Source organism: Cellulomonas sp. ES6, from assembly GCF_030053835.1.
In the GTDB taxonomy this organism is placed as follows: Bacteria; Actinomycetota; Actinomycetes; order Actinomycetales; family Cellulomonadaceae; genus Cellulomonas.
The window spans coordinates 2,249,971-2,275,097 of sequence record NZ_CP125655.1 but is presented as its reverse complement, the minus strand read 5'-3'; the positions used below and the strand labels follow the sequence as shown (position 1 = coordinate 2,275,097).

At 77.0% G+C, this 25,127-nt stretch carries 26 protein-coding genes and 1 riboswitch; of the genes, 16 read left to right on the top strand and 10 right to left on the bottom strand.

Annotated features, from left to right (window positions below):
* Positions 1–328: 328 nt before the first annotated feature.
* Positions 329–1,276, top strand: a complete 948-nt coding sequence (locus P9841_RS10745; protein ID WP_283318687.1) for an endo alpha-1,4 polygalactosaminidase — start codon at positions 329–331, stop codon at positions 1,274–1,276.
* 69 nt (positions 1,277–1,345) lie between these two features.
* Here P9841_RS10745 and P9841_RS10740 read toward each other — a convergent pair whose 3' ends face one another.
* The gene (locus P9841_RS10740) at positions 1,346–3,613 is read right to left on the bottom strand and encodes an Ig-like domain repeat protein (protein WP_283318686.1); all 2,268 of its coding nucleotides are present in this window, start codon (positions 3,611–3,613) and stop codon (positions 1,346–1,348) included.
* A 177-nt stretch (positions 3,614–3,790) separates the two neighbouring features.
* On the opposite strand from P9841_RS10740, the gene P9841_RS10735 reads away from it, so the two are divergent.
* Entirely contained in the window at positions 3,791–4,186 is a 396-nt protein-coding gene (locus tag P9841_RS10735; RefSeq protein WP_283318685.1) for a winged helix-turn-helix domain-containing protein, read from the top strand.
* Positions 4,187–4,226: 40 nt separating this feature from the next.
* Here the strand turns inward: P9841_RS10735 and P9841_RS10730 are convergent, their stop codons facing one another.
* Positions 4,227–4,862, bottom strand: a complete 636-nt coding sequence (locus tag P9841_RS10730; protein ID WP_283318684.1) for an NADPH-dependent F420 reductase — start codon at positions 4,860–4,862, stop codon at positions 4,227–4,229.
* Positions 4,863–5,203: 341 nt separating this feature from the next.
* Positions 5,204–5,785, bottom strand: coding sequence for a GNAT family N-acetyltransferase (locus P9841_RS10725; RefSeq protein WP_283318683.1), 582 nt, complete (start codon positions 5,783–5,785; stop codon positions 5,204–5,206).
* Between the two features lie 61 nt (positions 5,786–5,846).
* Between P9841_RS10725 and P9841_RS10720 the strand changes: the two genes are divergently transcribed.
* From P9841_RS10720 to map, 3 genes are read left to right on the top strand one after another with little or no spacing between them, the layout of a single operon-like run.
* Positions 5,847–6,716: an alpha/beta fold hydrolase gene (locus P9841_RS10720; RefSeq protein WP_283318682.1), complete on the top strand. Its 870-nt coding sequence runs from the start codon at positions 5,847–5,849 to the stop codon at positions 6,714–6,716.
* A complete protein-coding gene (locus tag P9841_RS10715) occupies positions 6,709–7,296 on the top strand; it encodes a WHG domain-containing protein (protein ID WP_283318681.1) in 588 nt (195 codons plus the stop codon). The genes P9841_RS10720 and P9841_RS10715 overlap by 8 nt, the downstream gene beginning before the upstream one ends.
* A 9-nt stretch (positions 7,297–7,305) precedes the next feature.
* A complete protein-coding gene (map, locus tag P9841_RS10710; protein WP_283318680.1) occupies positions 7,306–8,079 on the top strand; it encodes a type I methionyl aminopeptidase in 774 nt (257 codons plus the stop codon).
* 378 nt (positions 8,080–8,457) lie between these two features.
* On the opposite strand, the gene P9841_RS10705 is transcribed toward map, so the two are convergent.
* The 3 genes from P9841_RS10705 to P9841_RS10695 form a co-directional block, all read right to left on the bottom strand.
* Positions 8,458–9,342, bottom strand: a complete 885-nt coding sequence (locus P9841_RS10705; RefSeq protein WP_283318679.1) for an SDR family oxidoreductase — start codon at positions 9,340–9,342, stop codon at positions 8,458–8,460.
* A 124-nt stretch (positions 9,343–9,466) separates the two neighbouring features.
* Entirely contained in the window at positions 9,467–10,231 is a 765-nt protein-coding gene (locus P9841_RS10700) for a cation efflux transmembrane domain-containing protein (RefSeq protein WP_283318678.1), read from the bottom strand.
* Positions 10,228–10,557: an ArsR/SmtB family transcription factor gene (locus P9841_RS10695; RefSeq protein ID WP_222170932.1), complete on the bottom strand. Its 330-nt coding sequence runs from the start codon at positions 10,555–10,557 to the stop codon at positions 10,228–10,230. Before P9841_RS10695 ends, P9841_RS10700 begins: the two co-directional genes overlap by 4 nt.
* A 58-nt stretch (positions 10,558–10,615) precedes the next feature.
* Here P9841_RS10695 and P9841_RS10690 point away from each other — a divergent pair, with 58 nt between their 5' ends.
* Together P9841_RS10690 and P9841_RS10685 are read left to right on the top strand one after the other, a co-directional pair.
* Positions 10,616–11,134: a GNAT family N-acetyltransferase gene (locus P9841_RS10690; RefSeq protein ID WP_283318677.1), complete on the top strand. Its 519-nt coding sequence runs from the start codon at positions 10,616–10,618 to the stop codon at positions 11,132–11,134.
* A 23-nt stretch (positions 11,135–11,157) separates the two neighbouring features.
* Positions 11,158–11,670: a low molecular weight protein-tyrosine-phosphatase gene (locus P9841_RS10685; RefSeq protein WP_283321920.1), complete on the top strand. Its 513-nt coding sequence runs from the start codon at positions 11,158–11,160 to the stop codon at positions 11,668–11,670.
* Positions 11,671–11,752: 82 nt separating this feature from the next.
* Here P9841_RS10685 and P9841_RS10680 read toward each other — a convergent pair whose 3' ends face one another.
* Positions 11,753–12,565, bottom strand: coding sequence for an alpha/beta fold hydrolase (locus tag P9841_RS10680; RefSeq protein WP_283318676.1), 813 nt, complete (start codon positions 12,563–12,565; stop codon positions 11,753–11,755).
* A gap of 51 nt (positions 12,566–12,616) precedes the next feature.
* On the opposite strand from P9841_RS10680, the gene P9841_RS10675 reads away from it, so the two are divergent.
* From P9841_RS10675 to P9841_RS10645, 7 genes are all read left to right on the top strand, one after another.
* On the top strand, positions 12,617–13,801 hold the full coding sequence (locus tag P9841_RS10675; protein WP_283318675.1) for a pyridoxal phosphate-dependent aminotransferase: 1,185 nt from the start codon (positions 12,617–12,619) through the stop codon (positions 13,799–13,801).
* Between the two features lie 84 nt (positions 13,802–13,885).
* A complete protein-coding gene (locus tag P9841_RS10670) occupies positions 13,886–14,287 on the top strand; it encodes a TFIIB-type zinc ribbon-containing protein (RefSeq protein WP_283318674.1) in 402 nt (133 codons plus the stop codon).
* A 56-nt stretch (positions 14,288–14,343) separates the two neighbouring features.
* On the top strand, positions 14,344–15,783 hold the full coding sequence (locus P9841_RS10665; protein ID WP_283318673.1) for a lactate/malate family dehydrogenase: 1,440 nt from the start codon (positions 14,344–14,346) through the stop codon (positions 15,781–15,783).
* A gap of 75 nt (positions 15,784–15,858) precedes the next feature.
* Positions 15,859–15,974, top strand: a riboswitch (glycine riboswitch).
* A 211-nt stretch (positions 15,975–16,185) separates the two neighbouring features.
* Positions 16,186–19,179 (top strand): aminomethyl-transferring glycine dehydrogenase, encoded by a 2,994-nt coding sequence (gene gcvP, locus P9841_RS10660; RefSeq protein ID WP_283318672.1) that lies wholly within the window; start codon positions 16,186–16,188, stop codon positions 19,177–19,179.
* Complete coding sequence (gene gcvT, locus P9841_RS10655; protein ID WP_502847477.1) at positions 19,176–20,378, top strand: glycine cleavage system aminomethyltransferase GcvT; 1,203 nt, start codon at positions 19,176–19,178, stop codon at positions 20,376–20,378. The genes gcvP and gcvT overlap by 4 nt, the downstream gene beginning before the upstream one ends.
* A 78-nt stretch (positions 20,379–20,456) precedes the next feature.
* Entirely contained in the window at positions 20,457–20,828 is a 372-nt protein-coding gene (gene gcvH / locus P9841_RS10650; RefSeq protein ID WP_283318671.1) for a glycine cleavage system protein GcvH, read from the top strand.
* A gap of 246 nt (positions 20,829–21,074) precedes the next feature.
* Complete coding sequence (locus P9841_RS10645; RefSeq protein ID WP_283318670.1) at positions 21,075–21,314, top strand: helix-turn-helix domain-containing protein; 240 nt, start codon at positions 21,075–21,077, stop codon at positions 21,312–21,314.
* A gap of 96 nt (positions 21,315–21,410) precedes the next feature.
* Here P9841_RS10645 and P9841_RS10640 read toward each other — a convergent pair whose 3' ends face one another.
* A complete protein-coding gene (locus tag P9841_RS10640) occupies positions 21,411–22,340 on the bottom strand; it encodes a LysR family transcriptional regulator (RefSeq protein ID WP_283318669.1) in 930 nt (309 codons plus the stop codon).
* Positions 22,341–22,409: 69 nt separating this feature from the next.
* Between P9841_RS10640 and P9841_RS10635 the strand changes: the two genes are divergently transcribed.
* Positions 22,410–23,513: a YeiH family protein gene (locus P9841_RS10635; RefSeq protein WP_283318668.1), complete on the top strand. Its 1,104-nt coding sequence runs from the start codon at positions 22,410–22,412 to the stop codon at positions 23,511–23,513.
* On the opposite strand, the gene P9841_RS10630 is transcribed toward P9841_RS10635, so the two are convergent.
* Positions 23,482–24,192: a nucleotidyl transferase AbiEii/AbiGii toxin family protein gene (locus P9841_RS10630; RefSeq protein WP_283318667.1), complete on the bottom strand. Its 711-nt coding sequence runs from the start codon at positions 24,190–24,192 to the stop codon at positions 23,482–23,484. The two genes, P9841_RS10635 and P9841_RS10630, sit on opposite strands and share 32 nt — an antisense overlap.
* On the bottom strand, positions 24,189–24,524 hold the full coding sequence (locus tag P9841_RS10625; protein ID WP_283318666.1) for a hypothetical protein: 336 nt from the start codon (positions 24,522–24,524) through the stop codon (positions 24,189–24,191). The genes P9841_RS10630 and P9841_RS10625 overlap by 4 nt, the downstream gene beginning before the upstream one ends.
* 67 nt (positions 24,525–24,591) lie before the next feature.
* Here P9841_RS10625 and P9841_RS10620 point away from each other — a divergent pair, with 67 nt between their 5' ends.
* Positions 24,592–25,035 (top strand): (deoxy)nucleoside triphosphate pyrophosphohydrolase, encoded by a 444-nt coding sequence (locus P9841_RS10620; protein WP_283318665.1) that lies wholly within the window; start codon positions 24,592–24,594, stop codon positions 25,033–25,035.
* Positions 25,036–25,127 lie beyond the last annotated feature (92 nt).

Genomic DNA, 25,127 nt, shown 5'->3' with positions numbered 1-25,127 from the left:
AGGGACGGTGGTGCGGCGTGACGGGCTGTGCCCGGTCACGCAAGGTGGCCGTGTCGGCCGACCCCGCTCCCTGCGGACATCCGCTGCTCTCCCGTGGTGGTGACGGCCGCCGGATCTCCGGGCGGCACCGGTCGCCCGCCATCTTGCACCTCCGGACGGGTCGGCGTCACGTCGATTCCGCCGTGCGCCGCGTCACGCGGCGCACCCCGGGCCCGGGCCGGGGTCCGGCGGCGCGGCCCCGGCGGCGCGGCGACGTCGCGTCGGGTGCGACCATCGACGTCGGGTGCGGCGCCGGTCGCACGGCGGGGACAGGGCGACAGGAGCGGGTGTGGAGCACGGGCGGGTGCCGGACGGTCCGGGGGCGTGGGCGGCGCGCCGGACGCAGGGACCGCGCGGGACGCAGGGACCGCGCGGCGCGCGGGGGCTCCGCCGCGCGACCGGGGCCGTCGCGGTCGTGCTCGCGCTGGCCGGCTGCGGTCCCGCCGGGGACGACGGCCCGCTCGCGCCCGGCGTCCCGGGCGCGAGCGCCACCGGCTCCCCGGCGGGCCTGCCTCCCGCGGGCGTCGTCGTCGACTACCAGCTGGGCGGCGGCTACCCGCCCGCGGCCGGCGTCGGCGGTGTGGTGCGGGACGTCACGGACGTGCCCGAGCCGGGGCTGTGGTCCGGCTGCTACGTCAACGGGTTCCAGACGCAGCCCGCCGAGCGGGACGCCTGGCTCGCCGACCACCCGGACCTCGTGCTGCGCGACGCCGCCGGGGACCCGGTCGTCGACCCGGGGTGGCCGGACGAGCTGCTGCTCGACACCCGCACCGCGCAGCAGCGCGCGGCGATCACGGAGGTGGTCGGGGAGCAGGTGCGCCGGTGCGCGGAGCGCGGCTTCGTCGCCGTCGAGCTCGACAACCTCGACTCGTGGACGCGATCGGGCGGGCTGCTGACCGAGGACGCAGCCGTGGACCTGGCGGCGCGGCTGGTCGCGGTGGCCCACGACGCGGGCCTCGCGGCGGGGCAGAAGAACACCCCGGACCTCGGGACGCGCGGGCGGGACGAGGCCGGGTTCGACTTCGCGGTCGCGGAGCAGTGCCTGCAGTTCGACGAGTGCGCCGCGTACACGGACGTCTACGGCGACGCGGTGGTCGACGTCGAGTACGCGGGGTCCGACCCCGCGGCGGACTGGGACGGGGCGTGCGCCGACCCGCAGCGTCCGGTGAGCACGGTGCTGCGCGACGTCGACCTGCGCACCCCGGACGACGAGGGCTACGTGTTCGCGACCTGCTGACGCCCGCTCCTGCGGACGCGGGACGGCCCCCCGACCCGGTGCGGGTCGGGGGGCCGTCGTGGTGCGGTGTCAGCGCGCGGTGCGCACCCGACGGGCGACGACCACCAGGGCGCCGCCGGCCAGCAGCAGCGTCCAGGCGCCCGCCATGAGCAGGCCGGCCTGGGCGCCGGTGGCGGCCAGGTCCCCGCTCGGGGCGGCGGCAGCCACCGGGGCGGCGGCCGCCGGGACGGCCAGCTCCACCGCGAGGGTGGCCCAGCGGCCCGAGGTGCCGCCGGTGGCGATCACGGTGTGCGCGCCGGCCGGGACGTCCGCGGGGATGTCGGCCAGCAGGCGGGCGACGCCGTTCTCGTCCGCGACGGCGGTGCCGAGGAACACCGGGTCGGAGTGCAGGTAGAACGCGACGGTCTCACCGGGCTCGAAGCCCTCGGCGACCAGCTCCATCTGCTGCCCCGGAGCGGTGGCGGCCTCCGGCGTGTCCAGCACGGCCGTCGGGAGCGCCCCGACGCGGGCCGGCTCGCCGCCGACCGTCACGGTGAACGTGGCGCTGGCGGCGCGGGTGCTCGCGGTCTCCGGGAGCTCCAGGACCACGGTGTGCGTGCCCGGGGCGAGCACGCCCAGCGACGCCGGGATGACCCCGTCCGTCGCGAGCTGGCCCTGGCCGATCACGGTCGCGCCCTCGCGGAACACGAAGGTGCTCGGCAGCACCGCCCCGCCGACGCGCGCCTCGAGCGTCACCTCGGTGGCGACCGGGACGGCGACCGTCGCCGGCACCGTGACGGTCGGGGTGACCTTCGTGACGGTGACCGTGCCGGAGCCGGTCGCGCCGGTGTACGGGTTGGTCTCGACCGCGATCGAGGCGACGGCGAACACCGGCATGGAGCCCGGGGTCGGCACGTACGTCACGGAGACCGTGTAGCTGCCGACGGCGAGGCCGGTCAGCGGCACGGACGCGCGGCCCTTGCCGTCCAGCACCACCGCGTCGAGCGGCTGGCCCGTGGCCGAGCCCTTCGGCGTCAGCGTGACCTCGACCGAGCCCTTCGGCGTCGGCCCGCCCTGCGGACCGGCGACGGTCACGGGGACGACCACGTCGCGGCCGACGGTGACGGTCTGCGAGCCCACGGCGACGGTCGGCGTGGTGACGGCGGGCCAGGCGTACGCCCAGTCGCCGGTCGGCTGCTTGCCGGGGGCGGTGACGGTCATCCGCACCTGGATCAGCTTGCCCAGGTCGGCGGCGGTCGGCGTGTACGTCGGGGCGGTGACGGTGCGCTCGTGGTCCCCGATGACCCACTCGTAGGAGAACTGCGCGTCCTGGCCGTAGCCGACCGGGCGCGGCGTGAGCGTCTGCCCGAGCACCGCGTTGTTGCCGTCCCGGCCGTCGAGCTCGAGGTAGCCGTTCTCGATCGTGCCGAGCTCGACGGTCTTCGGCGCGCTGGTCTGCGGCACGGCGGTCAGCGGGGCGCGGGTGCCGGTGACGACGACGCGCAGCGCCTTGCCCTGGTCCGCGGCGGTCGGCGTGTACGTGGGCTGGGTGCCGACCTGGTGGCCGTCGACGGTCCACGAGTACGACAGCGTGACGCCCTCGGGGGCCCAGGTGCCGACGCTGGCCGACTGCTCGACGCCCACGGCGGGGTTCGTGGCGATGGCGACGGTGCCGGGCGTGATCGCGGAGACCACCTCGACCGACGTCGGGGCGGAGGTCGACGTCGCGGCCGTCTCCGTGCCCTCGAACCGGGCGGTGAACGTCTGCGCCTCGTCGACCTGGTAGGTCAGCGACGCGGTGCCGCCCTGCAGCGCCCGCGTGCCGATGGGCGCGCCGCCGGCGAGGAACGTGACGTCACCGGACTCGGCGCCGTCGACCGTGGCGGTCAGCGTGACCGTGTCGCCGGTGACGACGGTGGTGGCGGACACGCCGAGCGACGTGGAGGTCTCGGCCTGGGTGGACCCGAGGGTGAAGTTCCGCGTCACGCCGTTGTCGGGGAGGCCGCCGCACTGCACCAGCAGGCTGTACGAGCCGGTCGCGTAGTCGTCGTACGCGATCGTGAAGATCCCGGAGGTCGTCGAGCCCTGATGCACGTAGTCGTCGATGACGACGTAGTGGTAGAGGTTGTTCGGGCCCCAGAGCCGGTAGATCGGCGGCAGCGGATCGCCCTGGTTGTCGCAGTCGAAGTCGTAGGTGACGGTCGTGTCGACCGCCTCCTCGACGCCGTCGACCGTGGAGATGCCAGACGCGGCCGCGACGGCCTGGCCGACGGGGACGAGCGTCCCCAGGATGGCGAGGACTGCTGCGGCCGCTGCGGAGCGCCGGACGCGGCCCCGCCTCTCTCGAGCTGTGTGCACGGGTCTCCCCCGGGTGTCGCCGGGGGTGTCCCCGGTCCGATGTGTGAACGGGGGCCTGATCGACGTGGACGCCGGATGTGTCAGGGAAACTGAGCCACGAGATCCAGGATGTAGGTCCTACCACCCCCGTGGGCGCATCCCTGGCAGCCTCCGGACGCCGGACGTACCGTGGTGAAGGTGTCGAGCCCTGACCCGACCCGGCCGGTCGACGACCGGGTCCTGCGCCGTGGGGACCTCGTGGTCGAGGTGCCCTCCCGGTGCGTGCGCGTCGGGGACCGCACGGTCCCGCTGACCCGGAGCGAGTTCGAGATCCTCGTGGCCCTCGCCGAGCGCGCGGGCACCCCGGTGTCGAAGGACGAGCTGGTGCACGCGGTCGCCGTCCACGGCCCGCACGCGGTGCCCGTGCCGACGGACGCGGACCGCCGCAGCATCGAGGTCCACATGGCGAACCTGCGCCGCAAGCTGGCGGAGCGGACCGGCGACCGGTCGGTGATCGGGACGGTCCGCGGGCTCGGCTACCGGCTCGCGCCCGAGGTGCGGGTGCCGGAGCAGCGGGACGGCACCACCGGCTGACCCGGCGGCGCCGTCCCCTCCCGGCGGCGCGACCCGGCGGTCAGCGCTGCGCGGCCGCCAGCGCGGCGCGCAGGCCGTCCGCGTCCAGGTCCGGACCGTAGGCGGGCATGTCGCGCTGGTACCGCCAGCCCTCCGCGAGCGGGCCCGCGTCCACGACGTCGAAGCCCCACCGGTCGACGAGCGACGTGACGAGCGCCTTGGCGTCCGCGTCGTCGCCGGCGATCGCCAGCGCGCGCCGTCCGGGCGTCCCGGAGGGCGTGCCGCGCGACCCGAGGTCGGCCGAGGTGATGTGGTTGAACGCCTTGACGACGCGGGCGCCCCCCAGGTGCCCGGCGAGCAGCTCGGAGCTCGTGGTGGTGCCGTCGTCGAGCTCGGCGACGTGGCCGTCCCGCTCCCAGTAGTAGTTGTTCGTGTCGATGACGACCTTGCCGGCGAGCGCGGCGGCCGGCACGGAGCGGTAGGCGTGGAACGGGACCGACACGACGACGACCTCGCCGTCCGTGGCGGCCTCCTCGGCGGTGCCGGCGCGCGCCCCGTCCCCGAGGTCCGCCACCAGGTCGACGAGCGTGTGCGGTCCGCGGGAGTTGCTGACGACGGCCGCGTGGCCGTGCTCGACGGCGAGGCGTGCGAGCGTGCCGCCGATGTTGCCGGAGCCGATGAATCCGATCGTGGTCATGACCGCCGCAACCCGGCAGGCCCCGGCGATGTTCCGCGCCGCACGCCGTGGGCGAAAAACCCTGGCAGTCGTCGGAGGGCGGACGTACGGTCGAGGCACACGGGAAGGAGGTGGTCCGAGACATGAAGTCTTCCAGGACGCGTGAGGTGGCTGTCCGCTAGTCGCCCGAGCACATCGGACGGATTGCTCGATCCGTTCGCTGCTCCGCCGGCCCGAGCCGGCAGGGCGACGAGCGAATTTCCGGCAGTCACCGCAGCCCGTGGGAGCCGCGACCTCGTCCTTCGCGGCAGGGCCTCGCACCGAGGCCCGGCCCACGGGCTGTTCCCTGCCCGGGGGCGGGTTCAGCGGCCCGCGCCCCCCAGGCGGGCGAGCAGCCCGTCGCGCACCACCGGCCACTCGCCTGCGAGCACCGAGAAGTACGCCGTGTCGCCGCGGCTGCCGTCGGGCGCGAGGCGGTGCGAGCGCAGGACGCCCTCCGGCACGGCGCCGAGGCGCGTGATCGCGCCGACCGACCGGGTGTTGCGGGTGTCGGCGCGCAGCGCGACGCGGACGCACCCCCACTCCTCGAACGCGTGCCGCAGCATGAGGTGCTTGCATGCGGGGTTGGTCGCGCCGCCCCACCAGCGCGGCGCGTAGAACGTGTGCCCGACCTCGACCCGCCCGACGCGCAGGTCGAGGTCGTAGAACGACGTGCTGCCGCGGACCTCGCCGGTGCCCGCGTCGAGCACGGCGAGGGCGATCCGGCCGGGCGCGCGGCGGGCCTGCTCGACCTCCGCCTCCCAGCCGGCGACGCCGACCGGCAGCGGCGAGGACATCCCGGCCCACACCCGGTCGTCGACGAACGCGGCCAGCCCGGGCGCGTGCTCCGGGGCCAGCGGGACGAGGTGGACGCCGTGGCCGGCGAGCGTGAGGTCGTGCTGCACGGGAGGAGCATCCCAGGGACGCGCTTGCCACCGCTAGGCTAATGGCATTAGCCTTCACGCTATGGACAGCACCCGCGAGACCCGGTTCCTCGACCGCCCCGACGGCGCGAGCCGGACGTGCACCGTCGCGTACGACGACACCGGCGCCGGCCCGCTCGTCGTGGCCGTGCCCGGGATGGGCGACCTGCGCCAGACGTACGACGAGCTGCGCACCGCCCTGCTCGCGGCCGGCTACCGCGTGGTCACCACCGACCTGCGCGGCCACGGCGACTCCTCGCCCGACGTCACCGAGCTCGGCGACGAGGCCACGGCCGCCGACGTCGCCGCCCTCGTCGAGCACCTGGGCGCCGGCCCCGCCGTCGTCGTCGGCAGCTCGATGGGTGCGTCCGCCGCCGCGGTGCTCGCCGCGGACCGGCCGGAGCTCGTGCGGGCGCTCGTGCTGCTCGGCCCGTTCCTCCGGGACCCGGCGTCCGGCCGCGCGGCCCGGGCGCTGCTCGGCGTCGTCTACCGGGTCCTGCTCGCCCGTCCCTGGGGCGCGGCCGCGTGGGCCCGGTACTACCGCACGCTGAACCGCGGGCGGCGGTCGGACCGGCTCGCCGCGCACACCGCCGCCATCCGCGCGAGCCTGCGCCGGCCCGGGTACCTCGCGGCGTTCCGGCGCCTCACGCTCGTGCTCACGCACGCCGTCGTCGAGCCCCGACTGCCGCGTGTGCAGGCGCCGGCGCTCGCGGTCGTCGGCGCGCTCGACCCGGACTGGCGGGACCCGGCCGCCGAGCTCGCGTGGATCGGCACCGCGGTGCCCGGCGCCCGCACGCTCCTCGTCCCCGACGCCGGCCACTACCCCCAGCACCAGACGCCCGACGTCGTCGCGGCCGCCGTGCTCGACCTGCTGCGCGACGCCGCACCCGTGCCGGAGGTGCCGGGTGCCTAGGGCCGGGCTCTCCGCGGCCGCGGTCAGCAGGGTCGCCCTCGGGGTCGTCGACGCGGGCGGGCCCGGCGGGTTCGCCGACCTCACGCTCGCCCGGGTGGCCGCCGAGGCCGGCGTCGCGACCCCCAGCCTCTACAAGCACGTCGGCTCGCTGGCCGCGCTGCGCCGGGAGGTGGCCGTGCTCGCGGTGCGCGACCTGACCGAGCAGCTCGTCCGGGCCACGCTCGGCCGCTCCGGGCCGGACGCCGTGCGCGCGCTCTGCCACGCCATGCGGGACTACGCCCACGCGCACCCCGGGCGGTACGCCGCCGTGCAGGTGGCGGCCGACCCCGCGGACCCCGACGACGCCGGGCTCGCCGCCGCCGGGGCCGAGGTCGTCGGCGTGATCACCGCCGTGCTGCGCGGGTTCGAGCTGCCCGAGGAGCGTGCGGTCGACGCGGTGCGCGCCGTCCGCGCCGCGGTGCACGGCTACGTCACGCTCGAGCTCGGCGGCGGGTTCCGGCTGCCGCAGGACCTGGACCGCAGCTTCGCCGTGCTGGTCGACCTCGTGGTCGCGGGGATCGAGGCTCTCGCCGCCGCCTAGGGTGGGGGAGTGGTCCAGCTGAAGACACCCCGGGAGATCGAGGCCATGCGGCCCGCGGGCGCGTTCGTCGCGCGCGTGCTGAGCAGCCTGCAGGACGTGGCCCGCGTCGGCATGACCCTCCGGGAGCTCGACGCGCACGCGCACCGCCTGATCGACGAGGCGGGCGCGCACTCCGTCTACCTCGGGTACCACCCGTCGTTCGGCGCCATGCCCTACCCGGGCGTGCTGTGCACCAGCGTCAACGACGCCGCCCTGCACGGGCTGCCGTCCGACCAGGTGCTCGCCGACGGCGACGTGCTGAGCATCGACTTCGCCGCGCAGGTCCAGGGCTGGGTGGCCGACTCCGCGGTGACGTTCCAGCTCGGCACGCCCGACCCGGACGCGCAGCGGCTCATCGACGTCACCGAGCAGGCGCTCGCGGCCGGCATCGCGCAGGCACGGCCCGGCAACCGGATGGGGGACATCTCCGCCGCCATCGGGGAGATCGGGCGCGCCGCGGGGTTCGGCATCAACGCCGACTTCGGCGGACACGGGGTCGGGCGGACGATGCACGAGGACCCGCACGTGCCGAACCTCGGCCGGCGCCGGTCCGGGCTCAAGCTCCGCGCCGGGCTCGTCATCGCGATCGAGCCCTGGTTCATGGCCGGCGGGGACGGGTACGTCATCGACGACGACGGCTGGACGATCCGCACGGCCGACGGCTCACGGGCCGCGCACGCCGAGCACACGGTCGCGATCACGCCGGACGGGCCGCTCGTGCTGACGGCGCGCCGCCCCGGCTGACGCCCGCCGCCCGCCCCGCGTCGAGGCGCCCGCGCCTCGCATCGACCCGCCCGCGCCTCGCGTCGACTCGGCCGCCCCTCGCGCCGCCCCGCCCGCGCCGACCCGCCCGTGCCGCGCGTCGAGCCGCCCGTGCCGCGCGTCGAGAGGCCAGCACGTGGGGGTCGTGGTGCGTCCGGAGCCCCGGCGAGTGGCCGCTCGCGGCCGGCGCGCCGCGGTCGTGCGCGGCGCCGACGCGCGGCGGACGGGCGCCGTTCATGCACCGGTCGCGCGGACGACACCCGCGGCCCCGATGCTGGGACCCGGCCCCGGCCGGACCGGTGGGGGCGGCGGGCGCTCGGGGGAGGTCGCGCGCCGCCCCCACCCCTCGGGTCGCGGCGGTCAGGCGCGCAGGTGCTCCCAGGCGGCCGGGTTGAGGGTCAGCCACTCGGAGAACGACTGCGCCGGCCGGCCCGCCAGGCGCCTCACGGTGGGGGACGTCGGCTCCAGCTCGCCGGTCGCGATCGCCTCGTAGGACGTCACCCAGCCCTCGACCTCCCACGGCTCAGCCCCGTACCCGGCGCGCGAGGCGTAGGCCTGCTCGACGGTCTCGGGCTCGTACCGGATCGCGCGGCCGGTCGCGGAGCTCAGCGACTGGGCCGCCTCCGCCAGCGGGTACGCCGTGGGGCCGGTCACGTCGTACGCCTGGCCGTCGTGCGCGTGGTCGCGCTCGTCGAGCAGCACGGCCGTCGCGACGTCCGCCACGTCGTCGTGCGCCACGGCGGCCACCCGGCCTTGCCCGGCCGGCCCGCGGATCACGCCGTCCTCGCCGACGAACCGGACGATCGCGTCGTGGTACAGGCAGTCGCGCAGGAACGTGTACCGCAGGCCGGACGCCCGGATGTGCTCCTCGGTCGCCCAGTGGTCGCGGGCGAACGTGAACGTCGCGTCCGGCGCGGCGCCCATGAACGACAGGTAGACCACCCGCTCGACGCCGGCGTCGACCGCGGCGTCCACGGCCGCGCGGTGCTCGGTGACCCGGTCGGCGGACTCGCGGCCCGAGACGAGGAACACGGTGCGGGCGCCGGCGAACGCGGCCCGCATGGACCCGACGTCCAGGTAGCCGGGGCTCAGCGCGATCTCCGTCTCGGTCCCCGGCAGCTGCGGCGCGCGGTCGGGCGACCGGACCACCAGGCGCTGCTGCGCGCCCTCCGCCGCCAGCCGGACGGCGAGCCGCCGGCCGATCCTCCCGGAGGCGCCCGTCACCACGATCAGCCCGTCGTCCATACCCCGCTCCCTGGTGCCGGCCGGTGCGCCGGCGTCCGCCGGCTGGCAGCGACGGTAGCCGTCGCCACCGACGTCGGCAGGGCGACCCGGCGGCACCGGGGAGCCACGGCCGTCCGCGGGGTGGTCAGCGACCGGGGGCGCCGGGTGCCCGCTCCCCGCCGACGAGCTCCGCGAGCGGCGTCCCGCACGCGTCGCCGTGCCAGGCCTCGACCCCCTCCCGGACCGCGAACGCCGCGATGACCAGCGCCGCGACCGGGTCGGCCCACCACCAGCCGAGCGCGGTGTGCAGCAGCAGCCCGGCGAGCAGGGCGGCCGAGAGGTACGAGCAGATGAGCGTCTGGTGGGAGTCGGCGACCGCGGACGCCGAGCCGAGCTCCCGGCCCGTGCGGCGCTCGAACCAGGACAGGCCCGGCATCACGGCGAGGCTGACCGCGGCGAGCGCCAGGCCGACGGCGGAGCGCTCCGGCTCCGCGCCGCCGAGCAGCGTCCGCAGGGCGTCGACCGTCACGAACGCGGCCAGCCCGAGGAACGACAGGGCGATGAGCCGCATCGCGGTCCGTTCGCGCACCTCCGGGTCGGGTGCGGCGAACTGCCAGGCCACCGCGGCGGCCGACAGCACCTCGACGACGGAGTCGAGCCCGAACGCCACGAGGGCGGACGACGACGCGACGCTGCCCGCGGTCAGCGCGACGACCGCCTCGACGACGTTGTAGGCGATCGTCACGGCGACGACGAGGCGGATCCGGCGGCGCAGCACGGCCGCGCGGGCGGGTCCGGGGGCGCGGCCGTGCGCGGCGGGTGCGCCGTTCGCGTCGAGCGCGTCAGGTGCGTCGAGCGCGCCGGGTGCGGCCGGCCGCGCGGCGTCGTCGGGGAGGGGTGCGGTGCTCATGCGCACGCGCAGTCGGGGCCGCAGCAGGCCGGGTCCACGGCGAGCACCAGCGTGAGCAGGTCGCCGAGCGCGGGCCCCAGGCCGGCGTCCGCGAGCCGGTACCAGGTGCGGCGGCCGTCGCGGACGGCGTCGACGAGGCCGCACCCCCGCAGGCAGGCGAGCTGGTTGGACATGACCTGCCGGGAGACGCCGAGGGCCTCCGCGAGGTCCGACGGGCAGGCGGGTGCCTCCCGCAGGGCGAGCAGGACCCGCGTCCGGGTCTCGTCCGACAGGGCGTGCCCCAGCCGGGCGAGCGCAGCGGTGTGCGTGAGGGTGACCGTCTCCACGAGGCCGACAGTACACGGATCCCTGTATCGTCGACGCCGGGGGTGCGACGATGGCGGCGTGCCCCTGTTCGCCGTCGCCGCGCCCGACGCCCACGGCCGCCCGGACCCGGCCGTCGCCGTGCGCGCCGCCCGGGCCGCCGACGCCCGGGGGATCGCCCTCGTGGCCGCCACCCGCGGGCCGCTGCCCGACGGCTTCGCGGCGCGGGTCGTCGGCTGGTCCGCCGACCCGACGCGGCACCTGCTCCTCGCCGAGCGGGAGGGAGCCGTCGTGGGCTGGGCGATGCTGGCACGGTGGGACGGGCACGACGACGTCCCGGACGGCCTCTACGTCTCGGCGCTCACCGTGCACCCGGACCGCCGGCGCACCGGCGCGGGCACCCGGCTGCTCGCGGCGCTGCTCGAGCGCGCCGACGGCGACGTCCGCAGCGTGGTGAACGCGCGCAACACCCCGTCGCTGGCGCTGCACGCCCGGCACGGGTTCACCGAGGCGGGCCGGGCCGCGACGTACGCGGGCATCGAGTTCGAGGGCGGCACGGGCGTGCTGCTGCACCGGCGACGACAGGAGGACGTGACGTGACGGACGGCGGGCGCTACCGCGTGATGACCGTGTGCACCGGCAACATCTGCCGGTCGCCGATGGCCGAGGTGGTGCTGCGCGACCGGCTCGAGTCCGCCGGGCTGGGCGACCGGGTGGTGGTCGACTCCACGGGCGTGAGCGACGAGGAGCACGGCAACCCGATCGACCGCCGAGCGCGCGCCGCGCTCGCGGCCCGGGGGTACCCGGTCCCGGCGCGGCAGGCGCGGCAGGTGCGCGGCTCCGACCTGGCCGAGCGCGACCTGGTGCTCGCCATGACGGCGTCGCACGCGCGGGCGCTGCGGCGGCTCGCCCCGGACGACGAGGTCGCGTCGCGCGTGGTGATGTTCCGGACGTTCGACCCGGCGGCCCCGGCGGTCCGGGACGTGCGCGACGAGCACGTCCTGGACGTCGACGACCCCTGGTACGGCGGGCCGCAGGAGTTCGAGGTCTGCCTCGACGAGATCGAGGCGGCGGCCGACGGCGTGGTGGAGGCGGTCCGGGCGGCGCTGGACGAGCGGGACGCGACCCGGGCCTGACGCGCGGCCGACCCGGCCGGCGTCCCGGTGCCGTCCGGGCGGCCCCCGGGCGCCGGCCCCGCCCCGCGCCCGCCCCGCGGCGTCAGCCCGCCAGGAACCGCGCGATCCGGGCGTCCCACCCCCGGATCGCCTCGGGCGTCTCCGCGACCTCCAGGGTCGCGGCGGGCAGCAGCTCCGCGAGCCGCTCGGCCGTGCTGACCGGGTGCCCGGGGTCGGTCGCCCAGGGGAGCAGCAGCGTGGGGTGCGCCAGGGCGGCCAGCGCGTCCGGGTCGGGCAGGTCGGACAGCACCGCGCCCCGCATCGCGGACGGCAGCAGGTGCTCGGGGACGGCCGGCTCGCCGTCGGAGGGCCAGCCGCCCGCCGCCAGCACGGGCACGGGCGGCTCCGCGGCGACGGCCCGCAGCCAGGGCGCCAGGCCGTGCCGCTCGATCGCCTGCGCCGCGGCCTCGTACCCGGCGGTGTGCGGGGCCCGGGTCTCCCAGGCCGTCGGCGGGATCGTCAGGACGAGCCGCCGGAACCGCTCCGGGCGCCGGGTCGCGGCCCACAGGACGGCCGCGGTGCCCATCGAGGCGCCCACGGCGTCGACGGGCTCGCCGGGCGACACCGCGTCGAGCAGCGCCAGCAGGTCCCCCGCGAGCGCCGGCCAGGTGTACGACGCCGGGTCCGGCTCGCCGGTCGAGGCTCCGTGCCCGCGGGCGTCGTACCGCACGAGGCGGCGGCCGGGCAGCGCGGCGGCGAGCGCCGACCGGTCGAGCGCGCCGTGCGCGGCGTCGGCGGCACGGCTGGCGGTGAGCCCGTGGGCGACGACGACGGCGCGCCCCTCCGTGCCGGTCACGTCGTACGCCAGCCGGGCGCCGGGCAGGTCCAGGTGCAGGTCGGGGTGCTGGTCCGTCACGCCCTCACGCTAGACGGGCGCACCGACACGCGCCCGGGGCAGGATGGCGGGGTGAAGGTCTCGTCCCGCTCCCACGTGCCCCCGTTCGCCGTGATGGACATCGTCGCGGCCGCGAACGCCCGCCGCGCCGCCGGCCAGTCCGTGCTGAACCTCTGCGTGGGCGAGCCGTCGGCGGGCGCCTCGGACGTGGTGCGGGAGCGGGCCGTGCAGCTGCTCGCCGGCGGGGACCTCGGCTACACGGAGGCCCTGGGCTCGCCCGCTCTGCGCGCGGCGATCGCCGGCCACTACCGCTCCTGGTACGACGTCGAGGTCGACCCGGCGCGCGTGGCCGTCACGACCGGGTCGTCCGGCGGGTTCCTGCTGGCCTTCCTCGCCGCGTTCGACGTCGGTGACCGCGTGGCCCTCGCGCGCCCGGGCTACCCGGCGTACAGCAACATCCTCGCCTCGCTGGGCTGCGAGGTGGTCGAGCTGCCGTGCGGGCCGGAGACCCGGTACCAGCCGACGATCGAGCAGCTCGAGGCGCTGCCGCAGCCGGTCGACGGCCTCGTGGTCGCCGGGCCCGCGAACCCCACCGGCACCCTGGTCGACCGGGCGGCGCTCGACGCGCTGGCCGGCTGGTGCGCGGACCACGGCGTCCGGCTGGTGTCCGACGAGATCTACCACGGCATCACCTACCCGGACGCGGCGGCCGCCGAGCCCGGGCCCGCGGGCGCCCCGACGGCGGCCACCGCCCTGGGGTCCGGCGCGGTGGTGGTCAACTCGTTCTCGAAGTTCTGGGCCATGACGGGCTGGCGGCTCGGGTGGCTGCTGCTCCCGGACGACCTGGTGCAGCCGGTCGACGCGCTCGCGGGCAACGTCGCGCTGTGCCCGCCGGCGCTGGCGCAGCACGCGGGCGTCGCCGCGTTCACGCCCGAGGGGTACGCCGCGGCGACCGCGAACGTCGCGCAGTACGCCGCGTCCCGCCGCACCGTCCTGGACCGCCTGCCCGAGCTCGGCTGGGCCCGCGTCGCCCCGGCGGACGGAGCGTTCTACGTGTACGCCGACATCTCCCCGTCGGGGCTCGACTCCCGCGAGTGGTGCCGGCGGCTGCTGGACGAGGCGGGCGTGGCGCTCACGCCCGGCACCGACTTCGACCGCGTCGACGGCCACGACTGGGTGCGGCTGTCGTTCGCGTCCGCGCCCGAGGTCGTCGCGGAGGCGGTGGACCGGGTCGTCGCCTGGCAGGCCCGGCTGTAGGGGGGCCGCCGCCGGAACCGGCCGCGGGCGCCGCTCGTTGCCCCGGCAGGACGTGCGCCCACGGGCGCGGACGAGGAGGTCGGCATGAGGTGTCCCACCGACGGGGCCGAGCTGGTGATGGCGGAGCGGCAGGGGGTCGAGATCGACTACTGCCCGTCGTGCCGCGGCATCTGGCTGGACCGCGGCGAGCTCGACAAGATCCTCGACCGCGCCGCCGGCGTCCCCGCCGGTGCCCCGCCGGCCCCTGCCGTCCCGCTGCCGCCCGAGCCGGGCTACGGCGGGTACCCGCCCGCCCCCGCGGCGCCGGGCCACGGCGACGACCGGCGGTACGACGACCGCGGGGACCGGCGGTACGGCGACCGGTACGGCGACGACCGGCGCGGCGCGCGCGACGACGACCGGCGCGACCCCCGCGACCCCCGCTACCCGTACGGCCGCAAGAAGCGCCGCGAGTCGTGGCTGGGCGACCTGCTCGACTTCGACTGACCGGCCGCCCGGGCCGCGCAACGCGCCGGACACGTGGCTGACCTACCCTCGGCCGCGTGGACGTGGCGGTGCTGGGGGCGACGGGGGACGTGGGGCGGCAGGTCTGCGCCCAGCTCATCGAGCGGCGGGTGCTGCCGACGACCTCGCGGCTGCAGCTCGTGGGCCGTCACGGCGGAGCCTCCGGGCGCGCGACGTACGGGCTGCGCGCCGACCTCGTGGACGCGTACGACGAGCACGCCCCGCTGATCGACGTGGCGCTGGACCCCGAGGACGTGGTCGCGGACGTCGTCGTGCTCACGGCGGGCCGCACCGCGCCGGCGCGCGCGGGGGCGAGCACCGACCGGGCGGCGCTCGCGGCCGGGAACCTCGCGGTCTTCGAGTCGTACGCGCGCGCCATCGCGCGGTACGGGTCCGGTCACGAGGTCGTCGTGGTGGTGTCGAACCCGGTCGAGCTCGCGGTCGCCGTCGTCGCGCGCGAGCTCGGGCGCCACCGCGTCATCGGCATGGGTGCGTGGCTGGACACCCTGCGGTTCCGGCGGGAGACGGCCGTGTCGCTGGGCGTGCGGCGGCACCGCGTCGGCGGGTTCGTGGCCGGGCAGCACGGGGACGACCTGGTGCCGCTGTGGTCGACCGTGCGGATCAGCGGCCTCGACGTCGAGGAGCGCCGCCGGGCGGTGGCGCGGTTGCGGGGCGGGCGCACGCTCGACGGGTTCGGCGCCGAGATCGAGGCGGCGAAGCAGGAGCTCGCGGAGGTCGGCGCGCACGACGCGGGGCGCGCGTTCGCCCTGGTGGACACCTGGCCGGCCGACCTGCGCGTCGTCGCCCGGCCGTGGCTGACGCACCAGAGCGGGGCGAAGACGGCCTCGGCCACCGCGGCGGCGACCGTCGACCTGGTCGACACGATCCTCGACGGCCGCGAGACGGTGGTGGCCGGGCAGGTGGACCTGGCGGGCGAGGTGAGCGTGGCCGGCCGGCCGGTGCACGGCGTGCTGGGCGTGCCGGTGGTGCTCGGTCCGGAGGGCTGGACGCGCGTGCTGCTGGACGAGCTCCCGCCCGACGAGGAGCGGCGGCTCGCGGTCGTCGCCGGGCGGATCGGTGCGGCGGTGGCGGGCTGGCGGGCGGAGGCGGCGCGCGCCGCGACGTCAGCGGGACCGGACGGCGCCGGGCCGGCGGAGACCGGGGCCGCGGACGTCGTCCCCGGCACCACGCCCGCCGGGGTAGCAGCCGGCGCCTCCGACCCGGACGAGACGCCGTGGACCGCCCACGTCGTCGCCGACCACCGCACCGGGACCATCGCCGCCCTGTCGGCGGTGTTCGCGACGCGGGGGGTGAACTTCGACGCGCTCAGCACGACGTACTCGGCCGGGGACGCCGGCACCGTCGTGATCCGGTTCCGGGCGGACGCGCGGCGGTGCCGGGCCCTGGAGCGTGCGATCGCCCGCCTCGCGGTGGTGCGGTCGGTCGGCGTGGCCCCCGCCGGTGACGAGCCGCGCTGACCCCGGTCGTCGGACCAGGGGGGCGACGCCGGCGCGCCACGCGGTTAGGCTGACCCCACAACTCAACACGCTGCTCGAACCGCGGCGGGAGAGCCCTCCCGCAGGCACCGGGTCCGCCCGGGTGCCGCGCGAGGCGCCGAAGGAGCAACCCTCCCCGGGAATCTCTCAGGCCCCCGTACCGCCGTGGCGAGGCAACTCTGGAAAGCGACCGCCCCCGCGCGTCCCCGACGCGCGACCGGTCCACCGACGGTGCAAGTCGGCGCGCCCCGGCCCTCACGGGCACGGCGGACCGGCAAAACTCTCAGGTCGCCCGACCCCGCCGCGCGCGGGACGGCGGATGACAGAGCGGGGAGGCCGCGCCACCCGCACGTCCGTCCCCGCCCGCCGACCCGGAGCAGCCGCGTGACCCCTCTCGAGTCCCTCCCGACCGACGTCCGCACCGCCCCCCGGGACGCGGCGCCCGCCGTCACCGACGCCGCCCGCGGCTTCGCGGACCGGCACGTCGGCCCGCGCCCCACCGACACCGACGCCATGCTCCGGCACGTCGGCGACGGGTGGCCGAGCCTCGACGCGCTGGTCGACGCCGCGGTCCCGGCGAGCATCCGCACCGGGCGGCCGCTCGCGCTGCCGGAGGCCCGCGGCGAGTCCGAGGTGCTGGCCGCCCTGCGGACGATCGCGGACAAGAACACCGTCCTGACGCAGATGATCGGCCTCGGCTACCACGACACGGTGACGCCGCCCGTGATCCGCCGGAACGTGCTGGAGTCCCCCGCCTGGTACACCGCGTACACGCCGTACCAGCCGGAGATCTCCCAGGGCCGGCTGGAGGCGCTGCTGAACTTCCAGACGGTCGTCTCGGACCTCACCGCGCTGCCGGTCGCGAACGCGTCGCTGCTGGACGAGGCGACGGCGGTGGCCGAGGCCGTCGCGCTCATGCACCGCGCGGCGAGGGGCCGCGCGGGCGTCGTCCTCCTGGACGCCGACTGCCTGCCGCAGACCCTCGCCGTGACGCTGGGCCGGGCGCAGGCCGCCGGGCTGGCGGTGCGGGTCGCCGACCTGACCGCGGGCCTGCCGGACCTGGGCGACGAGGCGCTGGTCGGCCTGGTGCTGCAGGCCCCGGGCGCGTCGGGCGCCGTGCGCGACCTCGCCCCGCTGGTCGCCGCCGCCAAGGACGCGGGCGCGCTCGTGACCGTCGCCGCGGACCTGCTGTCCCTGACCCTGCTGACGCCGCCCGGGGAGCTCGGCGCGGACATCGCGGTCGGGTCGGCGCAGCGGTTCGGCGTCCCGCTGTTCTACGGCGGCCCGCACGCGGCGTACATGGCGGTGCGCACCGGCCTGGAGCGGTCGCTGCCGGGCCGCCTGGTGGGGGTGTCGGTCGACGCCGACGGCGCGCCCGCCTACCGGCTCGCGCTCCAGACCCGCGAGCAGCACATCCGCCGCGAGAAGGCGACGAGCAACATCTGCACCGCGCAGGCGCTGCTGGCGATCGTCGCGTCGATGTACGCCGTCCACCACGGCCCGGACGGGCTGCGGGAGATCGCGGAGCGGGTGCACGCCCGCGCCTCGTCGCTGGCCGCGGGCCTGCGCGCGGGCGGCGTCGAGGTGGCGCACGCCGCGTTCTTCGACACGGTGCGCGCCGTCGTCCCGGGCCGCGCCCGCGCCGTCGTCGCGGCCGCCGCCGCGCGCGGCATCAACGTGTGGGCCGCGGACGACGACCACGTGCAGGTGGCCTGCGACGAGGTGACGACCGAGCGGCACGTCGCGGAGGTGCTCGCGGCGTTCGCCGACGCGGGCCTGCTCGCGCCCGGCGCCCCCGCGGCCCCGGACACCGCCCCCGCGATCCCGGCGGCGCTGCGCCGCACCTCCGCCTACCTCACGCACCCGGTCTTCCACCGGTACCGCTCCGAGACGGCGATGCTCCGGTACCTGCGCGCGCTGTCCGACAAGGACCTGGCCCTGGACCGGACGATGATCCCGCTGGGCTCCTGCACGATGAAGCTCAACGCGACGGTCGAGATGGAGGCCATCTCCTGGCCCGGGTTCGCGGGCCTGCACCCGTTCGTCCCGGCCGAGCAGGCCGCCGGCTACGCGGAGCTCATCGGGGACCTGGCCGGCTGGCTCGCGGAGATCACCGGGTACGCGGCGGTGTCCGTGCAGCCGAACGCCGGGTCGCAGGGGGAGTTCGCCGGGCTGCTGGCCATCCGCGGGTACCACGAGGGCCGGCGCGGCGAGGCGCTGGCCGCCGGCGCCGCGCCCGAGGACGTCCCGGTCCGCGACGTCTGCCTCATCCCGGCGTCCGCGCACGGCACGAACGCCGCCTCCGCCGCGCTGGCCGGCATGCGCGTGGTCGTGGTGGCGACCGCCGAGGACGGCTCGGTGCAGCTCGACGACCTGCGGGCGAAGCTCGAGCAGCACGGCCCGCGCGTCGCCGCGATCATGATCACGTACCCCTCGACGCACGGCGTGTACGAGGAGGACGTGCGCGAGGTCTGCGACCTGGTGCACGAGGCCGGCGGCCAGGTCTACATCGACGGGGCGAACCTCAACGCGCTCGTCGGGCTGGCCCGGCCGGGCGAGTTCGGCGGCGACGTGTCGCACCTCAACCTGCACAAGACGTTCTGCATCCCGCACGGCGGCGGCGGCCCGGGTGTCGGCCCGATCGGCGTCGCGGCGCACCTGGTGCCGTACCTCCCGGCCACCGACGTGGTGCTGGGGGAGGGCGCGGCGCTCGCGGGCGGGTCGGCGCCCGCGGTGTCGGCCGCCCCGTTCGGGTCGGCGGGCATCCTGCCGATCTCGTGGGCGTACGTCGCGCTGATGGGCGGCGACGGCCTCCGCCGGGCGACCGAGACCGCGGTGCTGTCCGCGAACTACCTCGCCTCCCGCCTCGACCCGCACTTCCCCGTGCTCTACACCGGTCCCGCGGGCCTGGTCGCGCACGAGTGCATCCTCGACCTGCGCGGCATCACGAAGCAGACCGGCGTGACCGCCGAGGACGTCGCGAAGCGGCTCATGGACTACGGGTTCCACGCCCCGACCCTGTCGTTCCCGGTCGCGGGGACCCTCATGGTCGAGCCCACCGAGAGCGAGGACCTGGCCGAGCTCGACCGGTTCGTCGACGCCCTGGTCGCGATCCGCGGGGAGATCGACGCGGTCGCCGCGGGGCGCTGGCCGGTGGCGGACTCCCCGCTGCGGAACGCGCCGCACACCGCCGCGGCCGTCACCGCCGACGAGTGGGAGCACCCGTACGGCCGCGAGCTCGCCGCCTACCCGGTCGCGAGCCTGCGCGCCGGCAAGTACTGGCCGCCGGTCCGGCGGATCGACGGCGCCCACGGGGACCGCAACCTCGTGTGCTCCTGCCCGCCCGTCGAGGCCTACGCCGAGGGAGAGACCCTGTGACCGACCCGACCACCCCGCCCGTCACGCCCGCCGCGCCCGCCCCGGCCACGGACGCCGCCGGCGACGTCGTGCTGTCGCCGCTGCACGCGGAGCACGAGGCCCTCGGCGCGACCATGACCCCGTTCGCCGGCTGGCTGATGCCGCTGCGCTACGCGGGCGACCTGGCCGAGCACCAGGCGGTGCGCACCGCGGCCGGGCTGTTCGACCTGTCGCACATGGGCGAGCTCCACGTCGACGGCCCGGGGGCGGGCGCCGGGCTGGACCGCGCGCTCGTCGGGAACATCTCCGGGCTCGCGGTCGGTCGGGCGCGCTACACGATGATCGTGGCGGAGGACGGCGGCATCCTCGACGACCTCATCGTCTACCGGCTCGCGGACGCGTCGTTCCTCGTCGTCGCCAACGCCGCCAACGTCGCCGTCGTGCGCGACGCGCTGGCCGAGCGGCTCGCCGGGGCGGACGCCTCGCTGACGGACCGCACCCTCGAGACCGCGCTGGTCGCGGTGCAGGGCCCGCGCGCGGCGGAGGTCGTCACCGGGCTGGTGGCCGACCCGGACGAGGCCGCGGCGGTGCGCGACGTGCGGTACTACGCGGCGGTCCGGGCCACCGTCGCCGGCGTGCCCGCGCTGGTCGCCCGCACGGGCTACACCGGCGAGGACGGGTTCGAGCTGTTCGTCCCCGCGGACGCCGCGCCCGGCCTGTGGCGGGACCTGCTCGAGGCGGGTCGCCCCGTCGGCCTGGTGCCCGCCGGCCTCTCGGCCCGCGACAGCCTGCGGCTCGAGGCCGGCATGCCCCTGTACGGCAACGAGCTGGACCGCACGACCGCCCCGCACGACGCCGGGCTGGGGCGCGTGGTGCGGCTCGACAAGACCACGCCCGACGGCGAGCCGCTGCCGTTCGTCGGGCGCGAGGCGCTCGCCGCCCGCGCGCACGCGACGCCGTCCCGGGTGCTCGTCGGGCTCGTCGGCCTCGGCCGCCGCGCCGCCCGTCACGGCCACGAGGTCCTCACCGGGACCGCCGCCGACGCGGCGACCGTCGGCCGGGTGACGTCCGGCGCGCCGTCGCCGACCCTCGGCACGCCGATCGCGATGGCGTACGTGACCCCGGAGGTCTCGGCGCCCGGCACCGAGCTCGCGGTCGACGTCCGCGGCCGCCGCGAGCCCGTCCGCGTGGTGGAGCTGCCGTTCTACCGTCGGTCCTGACCGGCGGAGCACGCCCGGCCCGCCCGCACGTCCCGACCCGTCCCCGACGCCCGACCCCACGACCCCCGGAGATCACCCATGAGCGACGTCCCCGCCCACCTGCAGTACACCGCCGAGCACGAGTGGATCGACGGTGAGGCGCCGGCCACCGTCGGCATCACGAAGAACGCCGCGGACGCCCTCGGCGACATCGTGTACCTGGAGCTGCCGACGGTCGGCAGCGAGATCGCGGCCGGCGCCGTCGTGGGCGAGGTCGAGTCCACCAAGTCGGTGTCGGAGCTGTTCTCCCCCGTGTCCGGGACCGTGGTGGAGGTGAACCAGTCGGCGGTGGACGAGCCCTCGGTCGTCAACGCCGACCCGTACGGTGAGGGGTGGCTGTTCCGGGTGGACGTCACGGGCACCGGGGCGCTGCTGTCGGCCGAGGAGTACGCCGCCTCGATCACGGACTGAGACGGGCCCGGAGGGGCGCTAGGCCGTTCGGGTGGTTCTGGTCCGACCGGGTGGGAATCGTTTCCCGGCCGAGTGACCTGGGACTTCGGTCCTATCACATGACCCGTTCGTACGTACCTCGCCGACGCGCCGGGCCGTCGGGTGAGAACCGAACTGCGATCGCGACCGCCACACTTGCCGATCAACCGGGAGTCGGCAGCCGGGAACCCCCAGCAGCCGGTACTCGTCCCTCACCCGGAGGTCATCATGGCCACTCTCGAGCTCGCCCCCACCACGGCGACCAGCATCCTCGGCGAGCCGCTCACCACCCGTGAGCGCGTCGTCCTCGCGGAGCTCAGCGAGGACGTGACCCTCGAGGACATCGCGCGGCGGCTCTTCGTCACCCGGAACACCGTGAAGTCCCAGGTGCGGTCGGTCTACCGCAAGATCGGCGTCTCCACGCGCGCCGAGGCGGTCGCCTGGGCGCACGCCGCCGGGATCCGCTGACCTCCGGGCCGGGCCCCGCGGGGCCGGCACCCTCGCGACGCAGGGCCGCGTCCGCCTGAGCCGGCGGCCGGGGCCCTGCGGCGTCGCGCGGGCGGCTCAGGCGCCGGACCGGCGGCGGGCCTCCCGGAGCACGTGCTCGGCGAGGTCCCGGGCCGCGGTCGACGGCCGACGGCTGCGGGCCCACACGACGCGCAGCGTCCGCCGCAGGTCGACCCCCTCGACCGGGACGGCCCGCAGGTCGCCGCGCGCGATCTCGTCGGCGACGGTCAGCCGGGACAGCACCGCCGCGGGTCCGCCGCCGCGGACGACGTTCTTCACGGCCGACGTCGACCCGAGCTGCGCGGGCGCCCCGGCGAGAGGATGACCCGCGGCGGTCAGCGCCCGCTCCAGCACCGCGCGCGTGCCGGAGCCGGACTCCCGCACGGCCAGCGGGGCGGTCGCGAGCTCCGCCGCGGTCAGCGGCCGGCGCCGGCGGGCCCACGAGTGCCCCGGCGCGACGACGACCACCAGCTCGTCCTCGCCCAGCGACCGCGCCTCCAGGCCGTCCTCGACGTCCGGCCCCTCCACGAACCCGAGGTCCGCGCGGCCGTGCAGCACCGCGTCCATGACGTCCCGCGAGTTCGCCACCACGAGGTCCACGACGGGTGAGCCCACGGGCCGCGACGCCAGCCAGCCGGGCACCAGGTACTCCGCGACGCTCAGGCTCGCCGCCACCCGCACGCGACCCTGCTGCGCCGTCCGCAGGGCCACCACCTCGCGCTCGAGGGCGTCCGAGGCGGCGAGCACGTCGCGGGCGCGCGCGAGCAGCGCCACCCCCGCGGGCGTCAGCCGGGTGCCGGAGGCGGAGCGGGTGAGCAGCGTCAGGCCCGTCTGCCGCTCGAGCCGGCGCAGTCCCGTGCTGACGGACGGCTGGGCGAGGCCCAGGGCGCGGGCGGCGGCGGACAGCGAGCCGTGCGCGTCGACCGCGTCGAGCAGCTCGAGCGCGCCCAGCGGCACGCGGCGACCGGCCGGGGAGGTCTCGTCCATAGCCTCAGGCTAGAGGGCGCGAGCGAACCCGGCGTTCCGGCGGCCGACCGCACGGCGCACCGTGGAGGCGTGACCAGGACGCAGCCCCACGACCACCCCGCCCCCGCTGGCGGCCCGGACGCCGCCACGCCCGCGGGGGCTGCCGTGCCCGCGGTGCCCGGCGAGGGCACCGCGCGCGGCTCCCGCCTCGCCGGCGTCCGCCGCGTCGCCCCGGGGACCGCCGCCGCCGTGGCGGTCGCCGCGCTCTGCGTCGGCCTGACCACCGCGGTCCCCGTCCTGCCGGGGCTGCTCGTCGCGATCGCCCTCGGTGCCGCCGCCCGCTCGGTGGGTGCCGTCCCGGCGGTCCTCGAGCCCGGTCTCGCCTGGACGAGCAGGCACCTGCTGCGGGCGGGCGTCGTGCTGCTCGGTCTCCAGCTGTCCCTCGGCGACCTGCTCGGTCTGGGCGCGCGCGAGGTCGCGGTCCTGCTCGTCACCGTCGCGGCGACGTTCTCGGCGACGCTCTGGCTCGGGCCCCGGCTCGGCGTCGGGCGCGCGCTGACCCTGCTCGTGGCCACCGGCTTCTCGATCTGCGGCGCCGCGGCCGTCGCGGGCATGAGCCCCGTCGCGGACGCCGACGAGGAGGACGTCGCGACCGCCGTCGCGCTGGTCACCGTCTACGGGAGCCTGGCGATCGTCGCGCTGCCGCTGGCCGCGGGCGTGCTGGGGCTCACCGACCGCACCGCCGGGCTCTGGGCCGGGATGTCCGTGCACGAGGTCGCCCAGGTCGTCGCCGCCGCGGGCACCGTGTCCGCCGCCGCGCTCACGGTCGCCGTGGTCGCGAAGCTCGCGCGCGTCCTGCTGCTCGCGCCGCTCGTCGCCGGTGTCGGCGTCGTCCGCCGCCGGGCCGGGGGCGCCGTCGCGGGACCCGGCCGCCGCACGCCGCTCGTCCCGCTGTTCGTCGCGGGGTTCGTCGTCGCCGTGCTGGTGCGGTCCGCCGGCCTCGTCCCCGACGCGGTCCTGCCGGCGGTGAAGCCCGTGACGACCCTCGCGCTCGGCGCCGCGATGACCGCCCTCGGCACGCAGATCCACGTCGGGCGCCTGGTCCGCACCGGCGGCCGGCCCCTCGCGCTCGGCGCGGCGTCGACCGTCGTCGCCGCGGCCGTCAGCCTCGGCGGCCTGCTGCTGGTGGGGTGACCGAGGACGACGGTCCGGGACCGGACGTCGTCCGGCCCGTGCTCAGCTCGCTCGCCCAGCGCTCGAACCACGAGCGCAGGGACGCCGACGCATCCTCGGTGAGGTACGCCGCGAGCTCGCGGTCGGGTATCCGCGTGGCCGCAGCCAGCCGCTCCACGAGGACGGCGCGGTCGAGCGGCTCGACCTCCCGCTCGTCGGCGAGGGCGAGCACCTCGTCCCGCCCGTAGTGTCCGGACACGACGGTCTCGTGGATGTCGACGTAGTCGCGGACCTCTCCCCGTCCGTAGAGCGCGCACATCTTCGAGCCGACGGCGTCCGCGACGTCGAGGACCGGCCCGAGGTCGGCGACGGCGACCGGTGGCCTGGCGCGATAGTCCACTGCCAGGTCGAGCTCGTACCGCTCGGCAGGCGAGATCCCGACGACCAGGCGGGCGTAGAGCGGTCCGCGGCGGTGCTCGCTCACGTCCCACCCGGTGCGGACGAACGCGTCCTCCACGGCGTCGACTGCGGCGGCGAACGCCTCCGGGTCGGTGTTCGCGGTGAACAGGTCGATGTCGTCCGACGGTCGCGCCCCGACACCGTGCGCCGCGAGCGCCAGACCGCCCGCGAGCGCGAACCCGTGCTCACCGACGACGGCGAGGGCGGCCGCGGCGAGTCGGCGTTGCCGTGCGTCGATCACGTGGCGGCACGCAGCTGCGGGAATGCAGCCTCCCAGGCCAGCACGTGCGTGGCGGGGAGCCGCAGCTCCGACCACAGGCGCACCACCGTAGGCCCGTCCAGGACGCTCCGCAGATCCTCCTGCGTCGAGGCCTCGCGGATGACCCGGCTGTAGAGCCAGACCACGTCGGTGTCGTCCGACAGGTCGTAGTCACGCCGTCCCGACCACTGCAGGTGCAGGGGGAGCCGTACGTGTCCGGCGACCGGACCGCGGAGCTCGTCGAGGGAGTCGGGGACGACCACGGCGGGTCGGTGGCGCGCCCAGGCGCCGCGCGTGGCGGGTGCGAACACCATCTGGACCACCTCCCTCACCTTCCACGATAGCGAGGACCGCCAGACCCGGGCCTGGCAGGATCGGCGCATGGCCTCGCCCGTCCTCGTCGTCGCCGCGGCGCTCGTCGACGACCTCGACGTCCCGCGCGCGCTGCTGGCCGCCCGGCGCCGGTCGCCCGTGAGCCTGGCGGGGCGCTGGGAGTTCCCGGGCGGCAAGGTGGAGCCGGGCGAGGAGCCCGAGGCGGCGCTGCACCGGGAGCTGCGCGAGGAGCTCGGCGTCGAGGTCGAGCTCGGTGCGGAGCTGGCCGGGCCGGACGACGGGTGCTGGCGGCTGACCGACCGGTACACGATGCGGCTGTGGCTGGCGCGGGTGGCGGCGGGTGAGCCGGAGCCGCTCGTGGAGCACGACGAGCTGCGGTGGCTGCCGCGCGGCGAGTGGCTGACGGTGCCGTGGTTGGACGCAGACGTGCGGATCGTGTCGGCGCTGGCGGCCGCCACCGAGGGCGGCGACCGCCTCCCCACGGCCTTCTGACCTGCGCGTTCATCTCTCGGCGAACAGCCCGCGACAGGGTTAGCACTCTCGGTGCCCGAGTGCTAGAACAGGTCCTGTAGCCCCTTCCGGCG